Annotated in this window: 16 protein-coding genes; 11 read left to right on the forward strand and 5 right to left on the reverse strand. The window is 54.3% G+C overall.

The features are described 5' to 3' along the window. Positions 1-22 precede the first annotated feature (22 nt). From ruvX to HW115_RS12255, 6 genes are all read left to right on the forward strand, one after another. Positions 23-448, forward strand: a complete 426-nt coding sequence (ruvX, locus tag HW115_RS12230) for a Holliday junction resolvase RuvX (protein ID WP_178933160.1) — start codon at positions 23-25, stop codon at positions 446-448. A gap of 146 nt (positions 449-594) precedes the next feature. Continuing rightward, positions 595-1,818 carry a maltose/maltodextrin ABC transporter substrate-binding protein MalE gene (gene malE / locus HW115_RS12235; protein ID WP_178933161.1) on the forward strand — a complete coding sequence of 408 codons (1,224 nt, stop codon included), beginning with the start codon at positions 595-597 and terminating at the stop codon, positions 1,816-1,818. A gap of 36 nt (positions 1,819-1,854) precedes the next feature. Then, positions 1,855-3,444, forward strand: a complete 1,590-nt coding sequence (malF, locus tag HW115_RS12240) for a maltose ABC transporter permease MalF (RefSeq protein WP_178933162.1) — start codon at positions 1,855-1,857, stop codon at positions 3,442-3,444. A 36-nt stretch (positions 3,445-3,480) separates the two neighbouring features. Next, positions 3,481-4,383, forward strand: a complete 903-nt coding sequence (malG, locus tag HW115_RS12245; RefSeq protein ID WP_178933163.1) for a maltose ABC transporter permease MalG — start codon at positions 3,481-3,483, stop codon at positions 4,381-4,383. Between the two features lie 39 nt (positions 4,384-4,422). Next, entirely contained in the window at positions 4,423-5,550 is a 1,128-nt protein-coding gene (locus HW115_RS12250; protein WP_178933164.1) for an ABC transporter ATP-binding protein, read from the forward strand. Between the two features lie 172 nt (positions 5,551-5,722). Continuing rightward, a complete protein-coding gene (locus HW115_RS12255) occupies positions 5,723-7,531 on the forward strand; it encodes an alpha-amylase family glycosyl hydrolase (RefSeq protein ID WP_178933165.1) in 1,809 nt (602 codons plus the stop codon). A 91-nt stretch (positions 7,532-7,622) separates the two neighbouring features. Here the strand turns inward: HW115_RS12255 and HW115_RS12260 are convergent, their stop codons facing one another. Continuing rightward, positions 7,623-8,345: a 3-keto-disaccharide hydrolase gene (locus tag HW115_RS12260; protein WP_227021465.1), complete on the reverse strand. Its 723-nt coding sequence runs from the start codon at positions 8,343-8,345 to the stop codon at positions 7,623-7,625. A 372-nt stretch (positions 8,346-8,717) separates the two neighbouring features. On the opposite strand from HW115_RS12260, the gene HW115_RS12265 reads away from it, so the two are divergent. Then, positions 8,718-9,956 carry an OmpP1/FadL family transporter gene (locus HW115_RS12265; RefSeq protein ID WP_178933167.1) on the forward strand — a complete coding sequence of 413 codons (1,239 nt, stop codon included), beginning with the start codon at positions 8,718-8,720 and terminating at the stop codon, positions 9,954-9,956. 7 nt (positions 9,957-9,963) lie between these two features. Here the strand turns inward: HW115_RS12265 and HW115_RS12270 are convergent, their stop codons facing one another. From HW115_RS12270 to HW115_RS12285, 4 genes are read right to left on the reverse strand one after another with little or no spacing between them, the layout of a single operon-like run. Next, a complete protein-coding gene (locus HW115_RS12270; protein WP_178933168.1) occupies positions 9,964-11,880 on the reverse strand; it encodes a hypothetical protein in 1,917 nt (638 codons plus the stop codon). After that, positions 11,861-12,283, reverse strand: a complete 423-nt coding sequence (locus HW115_RS12275; protein WP_178933169.1) for an ExbD/TolR family protein — start codon at positions 12,281-12,283, stop codon at positions 11,861-11,863. The genes HW115_RS12270 and HW115_RS12275 overlap by 20 nt, the downstream gene beginning before the upstream one ends. Continuing rightward, positions 12,273-12,755 (reverse strand): ExbD/TolR family protein, encoded by a 483-nt coding sequence (locus HW115_RS12280; protein ID WP_178933170.1) that lies wholly within the window; start codon positions 12,753-12,755, stop codon positions 12,273-12,275. Before HW115_RS12280 ends, HW115_RS12275 begins: the two co-directional genes overlap by 11 nt. Positions 12,756-12,796: 41 nt before the next feature. Continuing rightward, positions 12,797-13,540, reverse strand: a complete 744-nt coding sequence (locus HW115_RS12285) for a MotA/TolQ/ExbB proton channel family protein (RefSeq protein WP_178933171.1) — start codon at positions 13,538-13,540, stop codon at positions 12,797-12,799. Positions 13,541-13,766: 226 nt separating this feature from the next. Here HW115_RS12285 and sppA point away from each other — a divergent pair, with 226 nt between their 5' ends. The 4 genes from sppA to HW115_RS12305 all read left to right on the forward strand — a co-directional run bounded on the left by sppA (position 13,767) and on the right by HW115_RS12305 (position 18,844). Next, positions 13,767-15,560, forward strand: coding sequence for a signal peptide peptidase SppA (gene sppA, locus HW115_RS12290; RefSeq protein ID WP_178933172.1), 1,794 nt, complete (start codon positions 13,767-13,769; stop codon positions 15,558-15,560). A gap of 30 nt (positions 15,561-15,590) precedes the next feature. After that, a complete protein-coding gene (locus HW115_RS12295) occupies positions 15,591-16,172 on the forward strand; it encodes a hypothetical protein (RefSeq protein ID WP_178933173.1) in 582 nt (193 codons plus the stop codon). A 129-nt stretch (positions 16,173-16,301) separates the two neighbouring features. Beyond that, positions 16,302-17,681: a dihydrolipoyl dehydrogenase gene (lpdA, locus tag HW115_RS12300; protein ID WP_178933174.1), complete on the forward strand. Its 1,380-nt coding sequence runs from the start codon at positions 16,302-16,304 to the stop codon at positions 17,679-17,681. A 143-nt stretch (positions 17,682-17,824) separates the two neighbouring features. Further along, on the forward strand, positions 17,825-18,844 hold the full coding sequence (locus HW115_RS12305) for a DUF4339 domain-containing protein (protein ID WP_178933175.1): 1,020 nt from the start codon (positions 17,825-17,827) through the stop codon (positions 18,842-18,844). Positions 18,845-18,941 lie beyond the last annotated feature (97 nt).

The raw sequence follows: 18,941 nt of genomic DNA on the forward strand, positions 1-18,941 counted from the left end.
CATTCTTACTTCGTTATTTCCCATGGAGCACCCCATTTTAGGTATTGATCACGGAGACGCCCGCATCGGCATCGCCGCCACCGACCCGGCAGGCATCCTCGCGCACCCCGTGGAAACCATCCAAATGGACTCTCCGGACCCCATCGGCCGAATTGTTGAAATTGTCGCCGAACGGCAAATCCAACAACTCGTTCTTGGCCTGCCGATCAAACTCGACGGCCATGAAGGCCCGGCGGCAATCAAAGTTCGCAAATTTGGCAAGCAAATCCGCGAACGGCTTCCGGACCTGCCGCTGCATTACATGGATGAGACCTTCACCACCGTGACCGCTTACGACAAACTGCACGAAGCTGGCTTCAGTAAAAAACGCAAAGCCAAACAGCAGCGGGCCATCATCGACCAAGCTGCCGCCGTTGAAATACTCAACAACTGGATGGAACAAGCATAAGCGGACAAGCCCATCCCCCCCTTGCCTCATTTGATTTCAGCCCACTGAAATCAAAAAACATAGTATTTCAGATCTGATTAGACAGCCTCCCCCGATCATGCTAGATTGGCTACCATCGTATTTGCGACGGTTCCACTCTGCATGCCATGTTCTCAAACTCCAAATCTCCATCTCTAACATCATCCCCCTGCACCAAGCCCATCTGCACATTGGCATGCTTGGCGCTAATCGCCACCACTGGCTACAGTTTTGCAGGCAAAGAAGGTGAACTGCTCGTCTGGATTGGCGGAGACAAAGGATACCGCGGCCTGGCGGAAATTGGCAAACGCTTCGAACGTGAACTCGGTCGCCCGGTGAAAGTCGAAGCACCCGAAGGCGTCACCGACAAATTCCAACAGGCGGCCCAGTCAGGCAAAGGTCCCGACATCATTTTCTGGGCTCATGACCGGGCAGGCGAATGGGCCAGCGCCGGCCTACTCAGTCCGGTCCGTCCCAAGGAGACATTCAAAGCCAAGTTTGAAGCCAAAGGCTGGGATGGATTCAAACACGGAGGCAAAATCTGGGGATACCCGGTCGCACTCGAAGCGGTCGGCTTGATCTATAACAAAGATCTCGTAAAGTCCCCCCCGGCTCAACTTTCGGAAATAAAAGCGCTCAACGCCCGACTGCAACGCGAGCACCAGGCGTCTGCCATTCTATGGGACTACCAAAACACCTTTTTCAGTTGGGGTATCATGGCCAGCGACGGCGGCTATGTCTTCGGCAACTCAAAAAACGGTGAGTATGACGTGGCCGATATTGGTATCGCCAACCGCGGATCGATCGACGGCTTGAATGCCATCGTCCAACTCATCGATGACGGCGTGATGCCCAAGGGCGCATCCTACTCTGTGATGGAAGCCAGAATGAACTCCAGTGAGGTCGCGATGATGATCAGCGGTCCCTGGGCCTGGGCCAACCTACGCAAAAGCGGTATCAACTTCGGGGTCGCGCCTGTGCCAGGCATCAACGGTAAACCCGGCAGACCCTTTGTCGGAGTGCTCGGAGCGATGATCAACCGCTCATCCCCCAACAAGGAACTAGCCCGGGAATTTATCGAACACTACGTACTCACCGACGAAGGGCTGAAAACCATCGACCGCGATGTGCCCTTGGGTGTTCCGGCCAGAACCACAACCTACCAGGACCTTGCAGCCGAAAATCCACTCATTGCCGCTACCATGCAAAACGTGACCAATGGCGTGCTCATGCCCAATGTTCCCGAGATGGGTAAATTCTGGTCGGCATCAACCACAGCCTTGCAAATTGCCACCAATGGCCAGGCGACACCCGACAAGGCGCTCAAGGACGCAGCGGAAAACATGAAATAACACCCCGGCCCCAACAACCCGAACCATCTCTCATCCATGGCTGACCATCACCGCACCAAACTTCAGTATGTGCTTACCGCCGCTATCACCCTGCCGGCACTCTATCTGTCGTTCCTCATCTACCAGAGCGGACAGTTCACCATTGCTCTCATCCTTCTCTGCCTGACACTCCTGTTCAATTACGTTTACCTCAATTCGAAAGCCTACACTTACCGCTACCTCTTCCCCGGATTGATTGGCTTCGGTCTTTTTGTCATCTTCCCCCTGATCTACACCTTTGTCATCGGCTTCACCAAGTATGACGCCAATCACCTGCTCTCTCACCAGCGGGTCAAATCCGATTTCCTCACCCAAAACTACATCCCGGAAGACGCCGTCAGTTACCGCTATGTTCTCTACCGCCAGGATGGCAAACCGGACAGCTACCGGCTGTGGTTGGAATCCGAGGATCTACCCGAAGGCACCACCAAAACCCGCTTCATCTCCGAGCCCTTCCCGCTTTACCCACCCGGCGAAATCAAACTTGGATCGAATGATTCAAGCGATCCCATCCCACTGGTAGCAGCACCTGAGCACCCGACGGGAACCCCACTCCAGCTCGCTGACATCACCAGACCCAAGCTCTACATTCCACTTAAAACCCACACCTTCACCACCCCGGATGGCCCCGGACTCAAACTCGAAAGCCTTCGTAGTTTCACCACTCTGCTTCCACTCTGGACAGAACTCGATGAAGGCCAAAACGAACAACTCAAAAACCTGCAGTCGGGTGAAATCATCACTGCGAACAACGAAGCCGGCCGATACGAGAACGAGGACGGGGAGCAAGTCGGGTTCGGGTTCCGCACCTGGACCGGCATGGACAACTACAAACGGATTGTCAAAGACGAGCGGGTCAAAGGCCCGTTCATCAAAATCTTCATCTGGACCATTGTTTTTTCGGCGGCCTCCGTCCTCCTGACCTTTGCCCTGGGTATGGTTCTCGCGGTGCTCCTTGAATGGGAATCCCTGAAGGGAAGAAAGATCTACCGCACCCTGCTCATTCTCCCCTACGCGGTTCCCGCCTTCCTCTCCATCCTCGTCTTCAAAGGCATGTTCAATCAGGAAGCCGGCGCCATCAACGAGGTGCTTTCCTCACTCTTCAACATCAAACCTGAATGGGTCACCGACCCCAAATTTGCCAAGGCCATGGTCCTGATCGTCAACGTCTGGCTCGGCTACCCCTACATGATGCTGATCAGTACAGGAGTCCTTCAGTCGATCCCCAAACAAATCTACGAAGCCAGCTCGATCGACGGATCCAACACCATCCACGACTTCTTCAAACTCACGCTCCCCCTCATCATCACCCCCTTAGCTCCACTTTTAATCGCCAGCTTTGCCTTCAATTTTAACAATTTCAACCTCATCTTCCTGCTCACCCAGGGAGGCCCCAAAATGGTCAACAGCACAGGAGTCGCAGGAGAAACCGACATCCTCGTCACCTACACGTTCAATCTCGCCTTCATGGACAGCGGAAACAACTACGGCCTCGCCTGCGCGATTGCCACGATCCTTTTCGCCATCGTGGGAACCTTGGCATGGATCAACCTGAAAATGACCAACAAAAATGCCGCCCTACGTTAATTCAGGCACCGCAACCCAACCTCACATCCAAATATCATGAATGTTCACACCCGCAGAAAATGGCAACACGGAATGGCTCACGCCTTTCTGATCGGCTTCATCCTGATCGTGATCATCCCCTTCCTCATGGTCATCTCCGCATCTTTTACCAAAGGCAATCTGGCCCCGAACCAACTGTGGCCGGAAGAGGTGTCCATGGAACACTGGAAGTTTGTTCTCGGTATCGAATATGAAGAAGTCATCAATGCCGAAACCGGGGAAACCCGAACCATCAAGGCTGCCACTCCTCCCTTGGTCTGGTTCTGGAACTCCCTCAAAGTATCCCTCCTGGCCTCCGCAGGCATCCTCTTGCTCTCAGCCTCATGCGCCTACGCTTTTGCCCGGATGCATTTCCGCTTCAAACACCAACTGCTCAACAACCTCCTCATCCTCCAGATGTTCCCCATGGTGCTCGCCCTGATCGCCTACCGGGTCATCCTCGAGTTCCTCGGCGACTACGTCCCCGCCTCAGGACTCAACACCCACGCCGGGCTCATCCTGATCTACCTCGGCGGCATCTCAATGTATATCTGGATGATCAAAGGCTACTTTGACACCGTACCTGCCAGCATGGAGGAATCGGGAAAGATTGACGGAGCTTCCCCCTTTCAGACATTCATCCACATCCTACTGCCCATGAGTGCTCCGATCTTCGCCGTCGTCTTTATCCTCTCCTTCATCGCCTTCATGTCGGAGTATCCGGTCGCATCCGTGATCCTGCAGACAAGCGATCAGTGGACACTCGCCGTCGGGGCCAATTCCTTTCTCTATGAACAAGAAAAACTCTGGGGCCGCTTCTCCGCACTTGCCGTGCTCAGCGGCATCCCCATCACCCTCATCTTCATGGTCTGCCAACGCTTCCTGATCAGCGGCATGACCTCCGGAGGAGTCAAAGACTAACAACTCACCACCGAAACAACCCATCAAACTTCGAAAGCCATGGAAGACGCCAGCGTATCTATCAAATCCCTAGACAAAGTCTATCTCGACGACAAAGGAAAACCCTCGTTCCATGCCGTCAAAGCCATCGATCTTGAAATCCATGACGGCGAGTTCATGGTCCTGGTCGGGCCGTCCGGATGTGGGAAAAGCACCACTCTGCGCATGATTGCCGGGTTGGAGTCCATCTCCGGCGGAACCATCTCGATTGGCAATGCCGTGGTCAACGACCTCAGCCCGAAAGACCGCGACATCGCCATGGTTTTTCAGAACTACGCGCTCTACCCGCACATGACGCTCTACGACAACATGGCCTTTGGACTGAAACTCAAAAAATTCAGTAAAGCTGAGATCGATGAACGCATCCAGGAAGCCTCTGAGATTCTTGGTCTCACTCCCATGCTGCAAAGAAAACCCAAAGCCCTCTCCGGAGGACAGCGCCAACGGGTCGCGGTTGGCCGGGCCATCGTCCGCCATCCCAAGGTCTTCCTCTTCGACGAACCCTTGTCGAACCTGGATGCCAAAATGCGGGTCTCCACCCGAGCCGAGATCTCCAAGCTGCACAAAAAACTCGGCAGCACCATGGTCTACGTCACCCACGATCAGGTCGAAGCCATGACGATGGGCGACCGGATCACCGTGATGAAAGACGGCGACATCATGCAGGTGGATGACCCACTCAACCTCTACCAAAACCCAGCCAATATGTTTGTCGCCGGCTTCATCGGCAGCCCGCCCATGAACCTGCTTCACGGAACCATCGAGTCATCCGAATCTGGCATCACCTTTGTCGAAGAAAGCGGAGAGGGTGAGGCGGCCCGGATCACACTCCATGGAGACGTTGCCCAAAAAGCCGAACAGCGCATCGGTCAAGCCACGGTCTTCGGCATCCGACCGGAACACTGCAGTGAGCACCCCTCCGCAACACACAGCACTCAAATCTCAGCCCCGGTCGAAATCGCCGAGATCATGGGTGAGGAAACCTACGTCCACCTGCAGCTCTCCAAGCACCTGCTCATCGCCCGGGTCAACACCGAAAGTTACCGCGAAACCACTCAGCAGCTCAACATCCACCTCAACCTCGACAAAGCCAAACTCTTCGACCCTGCCACCGAGCAAGTCCTCTGACCCTTAGCCACCGAAGCTTGCCGGCCCAGCATCCTTTCCGTGCCTTCCGTGTTTTCCGTGGTCAACCCCACGTCAAGGAAATCTCGGCAGGTGATGACAAGAAAGGGAGTGCGTTCCCTGCCCGATCGGTTTATAAAGCGTCTCAGCCCCCCCAGATCCATTCAACCGACGCATGGCCAGTCAACAACGCCCACTCATCTACCAGCTCATGGTGCGCCACTTTGGTAACACCAATGAAACCCGCAAGACTCATGGCACCATCGAGGAAAATGGTTGCGGTAAGTTCAACGACATCAATGATGCCGCCCTGCGCTCCATCAAAGACCTCGGCATCACCCACATCTGGTTTACCGGTGTGCTCGAACAAGCATCGGGAACCGCCTACCCAAACCGACCGGCGGACGACCCGGCGATCCTCAAAGGCCTGGCCGGCAGTCCCTACGCCATCCGGGACTACTTCGACGTCAGCCCGGATTACGCCGAGAACCCGGACAATCGACTCGAAGAATTTCAGGCCCTACTCAAACGCACCCATTCCTACGGACTAAAAATCATCATCGACTTTGTCCCCAACCACGTCGCCCGCTCCTACGCAAGTGACGTCCGCCCCGAGCTCAGCTTCGGCAACAACGATGACACCTCCCATTTTTTCAACCCGAATAACAATTTCTACTACCTCGGACACCTACACCCCGGGGGAGGCCCGCCACTCAAACTTCCCACACCAGACGGCGGACACACCCCCTACCAAGCGGAAAGCGACTTCGGCCGGGTGACCGGCAACAATGCCATCACTTGGGCACCCTCGATCCACGATTGGTATGAAACCATCAAACTCAACTACGGTCACGATTTCACGGTCGGTCCCCCTAATGAACAAACATCGAAACTTCCAGGCGCCGATACCATTCTCGAGAACACCCCGGATACCTGGCAAAAAATGGATGCCATCCTCGGCTACTGGCAACACCTGGGGGTCGACGGATTCCGGGTCGATATGGCCCATCTCATCCCAATGGAATACTGGAGATGGCAACTCCGCCGCTGCCACCAACGCGACCCGGAAACCTACTTCATGGCCGAAGCCTACGACGGCGATCCCGCCAAGATGAGCGAAGGCAATGTGCTCGACGCCTTACTCAACTCCGGCTTCGACGCCGTCTACGACGGCCCGACCTACGAGACCATCATGCACATCCACGACCAGGGGAAATGGTCGAATGATATCGATGAGGCCGCCAACCCGTTCAGCCCACACTTTCACCGCGTTGTCCGCTATGCCGCTAACCACGACGAGGTCCGCATCGCCTCTCCCAAAACCTGGGGAGGTGCCGACATGAACGTCGGTCGCTCGGCCTCGGCCATCCTCTTCGGACTCGGTCGCGGCCCGAACATGATCTACAACGGTCAAACCGTCGGAGAGGCCGCGGAGGGGACCGAAGGATTCGGCGGTGATGACGCCCGCACTTCCATTTTTGATTACTGGTCGATGCCTACCCTCGTTGCTTGGTGTAATGACCACCAATACGACGGCGGCAAGCTCACCGACAAACAAAAAGATTTACGCTCCTTCTACGGCCGGCTACTCAAACTCTGTGCCGAGCCCGCTTTCACCAACGGTGAATTTTACGGACTCAACCACGCCAACAAATCCAACCCTCTGTTCGGCCGTCTCGACAACGATCCCGTCTCCGGTCACTGGCTTTACGCCTTCCTGCGCTACGACGCAGACAGCAATCAGGCCTTCCTCGTCGTCGTCAACAACCACACGAGCCAAACGTTAAATAACGTCGCGGTCCATATCCCGGACGACGCCTTGAATTGGCTGGGGGACCTTCCGGAAACGATCACCTTTAACGACCGGCTCGGCTCCGGCATCCACGTCACAGCCAATCGATCCGAGCTCCCGAACAACGGCCTGCAACTACCACCGCTGCCACCACACACCCCGCTGTATCTCGAGATCGGGGCAGACGCATGAACGGCTAACATAAAAATCCCCTCTCCCGGAAAGGGGAGAAGGGAAAAAAGTTTCAAGTTTGCAGATTGAAGTCCTCAACCTCGCTAGAAAACTACCCTTGTTTCTTGGCCTTGATCTTTTTCGCCTCCTCGGCTCCGATTTCACGAACGAAGACGTTGCGCCAGCGGATCTCTCCACCGTGGGTCTGCAGCTGGATAGGGCCTTTTTCTGGAGCTCCTCCCTTACGGTCGAAATAGTTCTCCATCGTTGCATGATCCACCACCAGCTTATCGTTGAGGTAGACGGTCACCTTGTCGCCCACCATGATGATGCGCATGCTGTTCCACTCGCCAAAGGGTTTGTCAGCGAGAACCAGAGGATCCTTACCGGGAGCGCCCTTGCTGTTGTTCCACAGGCCACCGGACCCCTTGTCGGCTCCGATTTTCCACTTCCCACCTTCTTTGGTGTAGTCCCAGATCTGAACCTGAGGCAGACCACGTAAATAAACGCCGCTGTCGGCCTTGGCCACGGTTTTATATTCGAGCAAAAGTTCGAAATCAGCGTAATTCTTGTCGGTTGTCAGATACATCCCGTGGCCGTCGTTGACCAACTCGTCACCTTCGACCGACCAATGTTTGTTGATATTGGCGATGCTATTCTTTTTCTTTTTGGCAAAGTCCTCCTTGGACAGGGCCATCCATTTGGCAGGGTTTTCGGTCTTCAGCCCCCACCATCCGGTGAGGTCCTTGCCATTAAACAAAGCGGTGAAACCCTCGGGAGCCTTCACTTCAGCTGCGGCAAAACCGGAACATGCGGTGAAAAAGAGGGCGGACATGAGTGAAATTCGACGTAATATCATAATAAATCAGGTGAAATCAGTAACACACGATATACAGCCCAGCAAGCCCCCATCTTTCACCCTGCTCTGATTTGTCGATCATCCCACGCCTTTCACCCATCCGCTTTCATACAGCTAGGGCAACCCTATGTCTGATTGGCTCTTCTGCCAATCAACTGAGTCCCACCACCGGCACAAGCACGAATCGTTGATGATCGCCATACGTCTCAGATGTTTCAGGGCTGCGGACCCTCTGACCTGTTCGAAACTCCCCCTCATTCTTGAGTTTGCATTGATCTCAATTTGTGTATTATCACTCTCTATCCATCATACCGTGATAGGATCAAGCAACCTCGCCCTTGAAAAAACATGACTGGCAAAAAACGAACCACCCTGCCCCTTCTATGCGCCGCCACCTTATTCACCCCTTCGTTGCACGCAGGAGGACTCTACCTCTACGAGCTTAGTACTACGGAGACATCTCTAGCCGGCGCCGGATGGGCTGCCCGCGCACAGGACCCCACCACTGTCGTCACGAACCCGGCTGGCATGTCCCGCCTCGAGGGTACGCAACTCCAATTTACCCTTCAACCACTTGCGATTGACTCCGACTTCAGCTCGGACCTCGGTGGAGGATCCAGCCTCGACTCAGTGCTCCCCGGGGGAAGTTTTTTTGCAACCCACCAGCTCAACCAGGAATGGACCATTGGTTTTTCAATGGCCGGATTTTTTGGACTCGGGCTCGATTATGATTCAGGATGGGAGGGACGCTACTACCTCGACGAAATCACCTTACAGAGTATCGGATTCCAGCCCACCGTGTCCTACAAAGTAAACGACCAATTCTCGGTCGGAGCCGGCATCACCCTCATCTACACTGTCTTTGAACAGAAGATGTCAGTTAACAACCCGGGACCAGCGAGCGATGGCAGATTGGATCTAGACGACGAAGTTACCTCACTACAAGCCAACGTTGGATTTCTTTATGAGCCAAACGACCACACCCGCTTCGGCCTCCAATATTTGTCAGAATCCAATATCGACCTGAAGACTCGGCCAGATGTCAAAGGCAACGGTCTGGTTTCCGATGCTCTTCGCCGAATCGACAAATTGGATCTCGGCATGACCATGCCGCAGTCCGTGATCTTCAGTGCTTACCATCAAATCAACGACTGCTGGGCCGTCATGGGCAACGTTGGCTGGCAAGAATGGTCCAAATTTGGCAAGGTTGACATCGACGCATCAGCCGCCAACACAAGCAGATCGATCACTGCCAATCGCCGCTACAAAGATACATGGAATGTTTCGCTTGGCGCGCAATATCAAGTCAACGACCAATGGCGGATCAACACCGGCATCGCTTACGACTCCGAGATGGTTGACGAAAAGAATGTCACCTTCGACCTGCCGACAGCTGAATCGTGGCGATACGGTATCGGAGCTACTTACACCTGCTCAGAAAATTTGGAATTCAGTGCGGGCTATGAAATCGTTTGGTATGGCGATATCGACATCAGTGCGAACCGAGGTCTGGCAGGAAATGTTTCAGGCACCTTCGAAGACCATGCACTTCATTTCCTTAGCTTTAGCGTAAACTGGAAACTGTAAAAACAGTTTATGTCTTCGGGATCAACAATAGCGAGAATCGGCACGGCCCCGGACCGTTGACAAGCCTCACAAGGATTTTGTTCACCCCTCGTTTAAACTTCACCACCCTGACTTGCTCACTGATTTCGTAGGGTGACAATCCGGCATCTTCGAAAACGATCTTCCCGTTCACCCGAATGCGAGCAGCGTCATCGGAAGCAATCGCAAGGTTCATCGTGGTCTCCTGTTCGAAATACACTTCGGTGTAGGCAAAATACAGGGCGTCATTGGACAGCTGTTCGCGGGGAATCCGCACTTCCACCGTCGGACTCTGATAGAACTGCCACCTTAAACGCCCCGATCGTTCATCTTTTCCGGCATAGCCACGTTCATCATCATAGAGGAAATGTCTTTTTCCCGTGGTGTAGATGGCGTCCAAATCAACCTTTTTTTCCAGTGGGTAGATTTTGGAAAAATCGATCTGTCGCCCACGCGTAGCCTGCGCGTCCCAGGGGCCGATGATATGCCATGTATCAATAAACAGGTACCCTTTCCGTTCGCTTTGCGAACTAAAACGACGTCCCGGAAGCACATTAGCCAGCACTTTCTTTTTGTTCACCGTGATCTGCCGGCTTCTATCCTGACTTGCCGCAAGATCCGATCGCAGGGCCAACGAGCGCCAAACGGCCTCACGGCTGCGCTGTCCCGGCCCCGAGGGGTCTCCTTGCTGGTTGGAATTTTCCGTCCCATTACCTCCGCCGCTGCCGAACGGGCCATCCCCAAATTTGGCGTCCCCACTTTTATCACCGCCCTGCCCTTCACCACCATCGGCTTGCTCACCCTCACCTTGCCCAGGCATTTCACCCCCAGACTCCATCAAAGCTCGGGCCGCACTCATCTGAGCCTCCGTCAATGCCTCGGTAAATTGATCCAGCTGATCCACATTCTCGGGCATTTCTTGCTGCAGCTCCTCCTGCATATCATCCTTGGCGTAGGGTTCGTGAGCCAATTTATCCAAAGCCACAGGAAAGGGAATCTCGGCTGCGTCAGCCAGCTCACCAGCGGCCACATCCCCCATCAGGTTCTTGTAGTGCTCTGCCATCAGCTGCGATAACTGATGAAGCTCTGCCATGGTCATCGGACGAATCGTCCGGTCAAACTGAGCGCGCTGCGAGGCCGACAACGGATGGTCCTCCGGTTGGGCAAAGCCACGCACGGCCATATCCCGATCCTGATTCCGGATCGCATCCACATTGGATTGGATACTCAAGCCATAACGAAGCGCCTGCTGCCCCAACAGCTCAGTATAATCTGACTCAGCCAACACTCTGGTCAGCCGATCCACCGCCGCAGCAAGCGGCTTGAACGCATCTTCCGTCGCATGGCTCTGATACCGGCGAGCGAATTGCCAAACGATCTGGACTTCCCGCGCAACAGGCTCCAATTGCTTTAATTTCTGATGAAGAACCGATGTCTTTTCCCCATACGCCTGCATCCTTGATTTACGGATCGCGCCATACACCTTATCCGAGTGCTCGACCAGTAAAGGAAGCAGGGAGTCAAACAATGCCGGATCTTTTCTAAACCTCGCGGTAACCGCAGCCTCTTCTTTTTCCGCAAGAACAATCCGTTGCTCCAAACGTCGAAGCATCTCCATCATTTGCTTCCGTGCGCGTTCTTCTCGCAACTTGGCTAGCCGCTCAACATCTAACTTAGACAATCGACGCCTCGGTTTCTGGCTCTGTTTTTTTTGCCTCTGCTTTTTTGCCTCTGCTCGTTCCTGCTCGCTCGGCATCGACAACTGAGCACTGAACAAATCCGGCTTCAGCAATGCGGTCACGCCAACAGCAAGTAAAACGATGCAGGTCACCACCCGGGCGACCCGGCGCCCGCGCTGCATCCGCCGTTCGATCGGGTCGAGTTCTTTACTGGTTGTAAGCTTCATCGTATGTGCGCACACCCACGTTATTGATTTGATAGAAATTACAAAGATCGAGCACTTCGGCTACGTGAATGAACTTTGTCCGTTTGTCGCAATCGAGACGGATCCCCTGATCCTTATTCACCATCGCGATCTGCTCCAGGCTCTTTCGCAGTTGCATCCGTGAACTCATCACACCGTCAAAATAAAACCGGCCTTTGCGGTCGATGCCGATGACGGTGTCATCGTTGGGTTCGATCTCGATCGCCGCATTGGATACCGGCAATGAGATATCGATGTCTGCATTCTTTTTTTTCAGCATCGTGGTCACCAAAAAAAAGATCAGCAGCAAAAACACACAGTCGATCAATGGCGACATCGACACCTCGACGTTATCTTCATCCCGATGCTTGTTCTTAATTTTCATCTTTCTCCTTTCGGTAAATCGATTGAAAATTATCGGAGTCCGAATAGGTCTTCACGTTGGAAAACCCTTGGATCGTACAAACGTCAAAGACCCGCAAGACATCCTGAAACTCCACATCTTTCTGCACCTGGATTACCAAGGGACGATTCTTTTTTCCTTCCGCCACCAAGATTTTCAGATAAGCTGGTAAATCCGGAACATCCACATAAGTGATCCTGCCAAAGGCATCACGTTGTTTCAAAGGACGTTTGATGGTCCCCTGCTTGGTCAGGCCGATGTACATGGTATCGGACTTCACCGTATCCGCCACGCTCAGCACAGCATCCGGCTGGCGGATCGGGATACGCCGCTCGGTCTTCTTCAACATCGTGGTCACCAGAAAAAAGATCAGCAGCAAAAATACACAGTCGATCAATGGGGACATTGAGACGTCCACATCGTCATCGAGTTCTTTGGACCGTTTAATCTGCACAACGCAATCCTGGTTCAGCTCATCATCTTCCCAAGTGCAAGCTAACGCACTTTCTTCCCAAACCATGCACGCTGGACCCGATCCAAATCAGCCTCCAACTTGTCAGACAGACTCCCCAAACGCACTTTGAAATAATGAAACGCCGCCAAGGAAGGAATCGCGATAATCAAACCCACTGCCGTGGTGATCAGGGCCTTGCCAATCGAGTCACCCAATACCAGGGCAGCCTCACTGCTGTCGGTGAGTTTGGAAAACTTGGCAAAAGCTTCAATCATTCCGATCATGGTCCCGAGTAGACCTAACAATGGAGCCAAGGTTGCAACCACCCCGAGGCTGTAAACTCTTCGGCGGTGGCTTTCGATATCGCGACCGGCAAGATCGCCGGCCATCTCCACTATTTCCGATGACTCATATTCGTTATGTTCCGCCATGTGATTCACCACCTTGGTGAAAGATGATGGTTTTTCCTGATAGAGTGTTTTAGCGGCATCCTCCCCCTCGATGGGGTCAACCGCCATCGCCACATTGACCACCTCGGGAGAAGCAAGCACATTGGATGAACGCATATTGATCAAACGCTCAATGACAAAAAGCACTGCAGCCAGAGCCAACACCAGCAAAGCAATCCCGGTCCCGCCACCCTTTTGTAACTCAGCCATCCAGTCGATGGATGCCTGCATCTGATCAGAGGCAAGATCATCATTTCCGGCATAACATTGTTGGCGAAGAACAAGTAACCCTGCAAACGTGAGCACCCCCATCAGAATCGAACGTGAATTTTTCATAACATTGGTAAACAACCGGACAAGAGGATAAGCTACTGACCATTTAGAAAGCTCTCCTCGAAACTCGGAGACGACCCTTCATCCGGATTTACCGGAATGACCGACACCCGTCCTGGCATTTGTTTAATTAATTCCACAAGATTTAACCCCTGGACGGCCGAGTGCCCCACATGGAAAATCATTTTTTCTCTTCGACTCCCACCCGAATATAACGCATCTTGCCTGCATGAAGTCGTTCATTACTTTTATTTTTTCTCTCAGCTTGCTGCTTGCCCATGCGGATGAGAAAAAAGCAATCGTCGCCGTCTATGATCTGGAAGGAAACATCACCGAAAGCGGCCAGGGAAGTGGCGGACTGTTCGGGCTGGGAGGCGACGGCCGCCGACCACTGACCCATTTCGACCTTGTCCGCAGCATGAAACAAGCCGCAGAAGACGAACGCGTCAAAGGCGTTGTGCTCGACCTCGGAGGTGCCGGACTCAGCCTGGCACAGCTTCAGGAAATACACCGCTGCCTGCAGAGCATCCGAAAAGCTGGTAAAGACGTCTGGTTCTACACCGAAAGCTTAAACAACGGCACCGCCCTCATCGGCGCGGCAGCCAACCACTTCACCCTGCTACCGGAAGGCAACGTCATGCTCACCGGTATGTATTCCGAATCGATGTATTTCAAAGGCCTACTCGACAAAGTGGGAGTCAAAGCCGAGGTCATCCACATCGGTGACTTTAAAAGTGCTGGCGAAACTTTCTACCGGACCGGCCCCAGCGAGTATGCCCAAAAACAATCCGACCTTCTCTTCGATTCCATCTACGGTCAAATCCTCGGCACCCTGAGCCAAGGCCGAAAAATCAAAGCGAAGGAGCTTCAACAACTCATCGACCAAGGGCTCATTAGCCCGCAACAAGCGAAAGAAGTGGGCCTCGTCGATGCGTTGAAGTACCGGACCGATTTTGTTAGTGGCATCCGTGCCCACTATGGTGAAGGCACCAGCTTCGACCGCACATACGCCCTCCCCGATCTCGATGGACCGGACATCAACAGCTTTATGGATGTCATGAAACTCGCCTTCCAATCCGGCAAGTCCAAAAAGCGCCGCAAAGACTACCTCGCCGTCGTTGCCCTGGAAGGCAACATCACCGACGCTTCGGTCGCTCCCGTCCGCAAGGAGGTTCTCAAACTCGCCAAAGATGACAAATGCCTCGGACTGGTTCTCCGGGTCAATTCCCCCGGAGGGTCCGCCCTCGCCAGCGACGTGCTCTGGGAGGCCACCGATGAGTTTAAAGCCAGCAACAAACCCTTCGTCGTTTCCATGGGAGCCGTGGCCGCATCCGGAGGCTACTACGTCAGTGCCGGAGCCGACCACATATTCGCCGAAACGGGAACCATCACCGGATCCATCGGCGTGGTCGGCATGAAATTCGTGCTCGGAGGCGCGATGGAAAAACTGGGTATCACCGTGCATACCAGCCAACGCGGAAAGAATGCGGGGCTGATGAACATGCACCGCCCCTACACACCCGAAGAAACCACCATCATCCGCAAATCCATGCTCGACGTCTACGCCACCTTTAAAAAACGGATCACCGACGGCCGGGGTGACCGCATCGTCGGAGACCTGGAACAACTCGCCGGCGGGAGAGTTTATTCAGGCCAGGACGCACTGAAAATCGGTCTGATCGATAAGATCGGAGGGCTCAATGAAGCCATCGCCCATGTGGCAACCTTGGCTGAACTCGAACCAGACAGCTACGACGTCCACCTCACCCCGGCTCCGAAAAGCGGGATTGAGGGCATGTTTGCCGGACCGGAAAAACCGGACAAAGATGGAGAGTTCATTCAGGCAGGCCATGCACAGCGTCCGGCCAACCTTCTCCAGCAACAAATCATGAACTCTCCCAGCCTGCAAATGCTGACGGTGGACCAACGGCAGTCGCTTGAGCAATTCATCAAGCGGATTCAAGCCTACTCAGAGCATCACATCCTCCTCATCGGGCAAGATTTCACCATCCCCACGCTCTAATCCCACTCCTCACAACCACCAGACCACCCCATGGCCAAACAACGCAAAGGGTGCGGATTGCTCATCAGCGCACTCGTTCTCTTCCTCCTCTCCGGAGGGCTCGCCGCCTACCTCGGTTACGGTGCCTATAACTCGGGGAAAAAGTTCAACGCCCAACTCTCGGAAGGCACCCGGTTCACTACCCCCGAGCACCTGCAATACAAGGCGGAGGAACATACCAGCATCAGCGTATGGATCGAAGGCGGAAACAGTGAGTCCCCCCTGCCGACGCAGCTCCTGGTCAGGGACACCGCCAGTGGTCAAAGCGTCGAAGTACACCCGTCCAAAGGGTCAACCACAGCATTCAACCACCATCTGATCGCCACCTTCCCGGTCGAAAAAGGCCACTTCTATCAGGTAGCAGAAAACAAGCTTCCCGATGGCCACACCTTGATCCTTGCAAACGTCGACCCCAACGGGGTCCTGGGCCTGGTGGGCAGAATTTTGGGGGCGGTCTTCGGCGGAGGAGCCATTGCCTTTCTCGGTCTGGTTCTGGGAATCATCGGAGCGATTCTCTACTTTAGCAGCAAACCTGCCGACGAGCAGACCCAGCCCATACCACCGCTGGTGTAAGACGGGCTTTTTCGTCGCTGACGATTGACATTTCGCCCAGCTCTGACAACTTCCCCGCGGCTGGCACCATCAGCAGTCAGCTACCATTTCTTCAAATTCTCAAACCACCAACCCACCAGTCAACTCACCATGTATGATCTTATTGTCATCGGAGGCGGCCCTGCCGGATACGTCGGAGCCATTCGCGGAGCCCAACTCGGAAAAAAAGTAGCCGTCGTCGAAGCCGACAAACCAGGTGGAACCTGCCTGAACTGGGGCTGTATTCCCACCAAAGCACTCCTCAAAAATGCCGAGGTTTACCAGACGATGACCAAAAAAGCATCAGCTTTCGGTCTCTCGTTTGATAACCTGAGCTACGACTGGTCGAAAGTGGTCGGTCGTTCACGCAAAGTCTCCGAACGGCTTGCGGGTGGTATTGGCTTCCTGTTCAAAAAGAACAAGGTCGACTACGTTCCCGGTTACGGATCACTTCTCGGCAGTAACAAAGTTGAAGTCACTGCAGCCGATGGCAGCAAACAAGTCATCGAAGGGAAGAACATTCTGGTTGCCACAGGCTGTAAAAGCCGTGAGCTGCCACCACTTCCACACAATGGAAAATCGGTCATCAGCTCCAAAGAAGCCATGGTGCTTGCTGAGCAGCCGAAGGAAATGATCATCATCGGAGCCGGCGCCATCGGAGTTGAGTTCGCCTATATTTACAATGCTTTTGGCACCAAGGTCACCATCATCGAAATGCTGCCAACCCTGCTCCCGGTTGAAGACGACGAAGTAGGCAAAGAGCTGCAGAAATCCTTTACCAAACAAGGCGTCCGCTGCCTGACCGACACCAAGTGTGTCAACTTCAAGGACAACGGAACCTCCGTCTCTATCGATGTCGAAGGCCCCAAGGGCAACGAAACCATCACCGCCGATACCTGCCTCGTCGCGATCGGCGTCCAGCCGGTTCTTCCCGGAGGACAGCAGCCAGAGCTCTGCGAGCGAGGCTTCATCAAAGTGGGCGACCGTTACGAAACCTCACTGCCAAACGTTTACGCCTGCGGCGACATCTCCGGCCCACCATGGCTTGCTCACACCGCCAGCTTCGAAGCCATTCAGGCGGTTGAAGGTATGTTTGTCGAGGGGCACACACCCCGTCATGTGGGCAACTTCCCAGGCTGCACCTACTGCAACCCTCAGGTTGCCTCCGTGGGTAAAACCGAGCGCGCACTCAAGGAAGAAGGCATTGACTACAAAGTCGGCAAGTTCCCCTACGCCGCCATCGGTAAAGCGCAGGCATCTGCCAATGCAGAAGGCTTTGTCAAACTACTCTTCGGTAAGGAACACGGCGAACTGCTCGGTGCTCACATCATCGGAGAAAATGCCACCGAACTGATCGCTGAAATGGGACTGGCCCTGGAGATGGAACTCACCTCCGAGGAAATCCACTCCACCATCCACGCGCACCCAACGCTGGCCGAAGCCATCCATGAGGCCACGCTCGACGCTGACGGACACGCGATTCACTTCTAATCGGACAAGCTCTCAATGCGTTAAGCTCACGGACTCATCGTCCAACATTTTCAAGCGGGACCCCGGGCTGGGGTTCCGCTTTTTTGCTTCACAGAGACCCCGATTTGTTGGATGTTAGCCTACACACTTAACCGATCCTACCCATGAGTAACACCCAAGAATGGCATTACACCGATTCGTCCGGACAACAACAAGGTCCAATCAGCGCAGACGCGCTCCAACAGCTGGCGATCAACGGCAGCATCACCACCGAAACCCAGGTCTGGACCGAAGGCATGGATGAATGGGCACCAGCCAGCCAAGTCGAAGGCCTGATTTCCGAGCAAGCCCCCGCTCCCGACACCCACGCCCACGAACCCCAAATCAACCTCAGCCCCCAAGCATCAGGCATCAATCTCGGGCCGAGTATTCAGGCAAAACCCATGGGACAATCACTCACCACCCAATACAGCCAACCGAAAAAAAGCCCGGCCAAATGGATTGTCTCAGCCGTCATCCTTGCTCTCGCCATCGCAGGTGGCATCTACCTCGCCAATTCCGGAGGTGATGACGAACCCAAAACCACCCTCGGTCTCGAAACCTACACCAAAGCCAACGAACGTCTCAGCGCTTGTAAAACCGGATCCGCCTTCGGCAACAGCAGTCATGCCGGAACCATCGGCAAACAATTCCTCGCGACCATCAACCCACCCAAAGCAAAAGCTGAAAGCGACGCCGCCGCGGCCACCATGAAGGAAGCCAGCAACAACGACAAAAAGAGCTCAGAAGCCAATGCTTCCGACGACGCCGAGAAAAAACCATCTGCACCAGAGAAAATCGAATTGGCGCTCCATTGCCAGACATCCGAAGTCGACGGTGAGAAGGCGGTCGCCCTACTCATCAAGATTCCAAACCTCCACAATCTCGACCCGGCAGCAAAGCAGGCCCTGCTGGACAGGCTCTGGGCAAGCGCCAGGCTTTCCCTCGCCAATACCCCCTATGGCAACGATCAAACCAAACTGCTGGTTGCGCTGCGTGGCCTGACCAGCTACGACTGCCTGATGAGCGGAGTCCCGGCCATGACCCAAGCGCCGGAAAAACAACCCCGTGAGGGCCTTGCCAAAACCTGGAAAGGCAAGGATGCCGAGCTAAAGCTTCCTCCATTTTTTATTGAAAAACAATAGACCGGCTCTCCCTGAAACGATTCACCAAAACCATCGTTTTTTGCTTTTCCTGAAGCCCTCACTTTCCTTCAATAAGGCCAAGTCAACCCACCCTTAT

Origin of the sequence: Oceaniferula marina (genome assembly GCF_013391475.1) — a bacterium.
GTDB classification, from domain to species: Bacteria; Verrucomicrobiota; Verrucomicrobiia; order Verrucomicrobiales; family Akkermansiaceae; genus Oceaniferula; species Oceaniferula marina.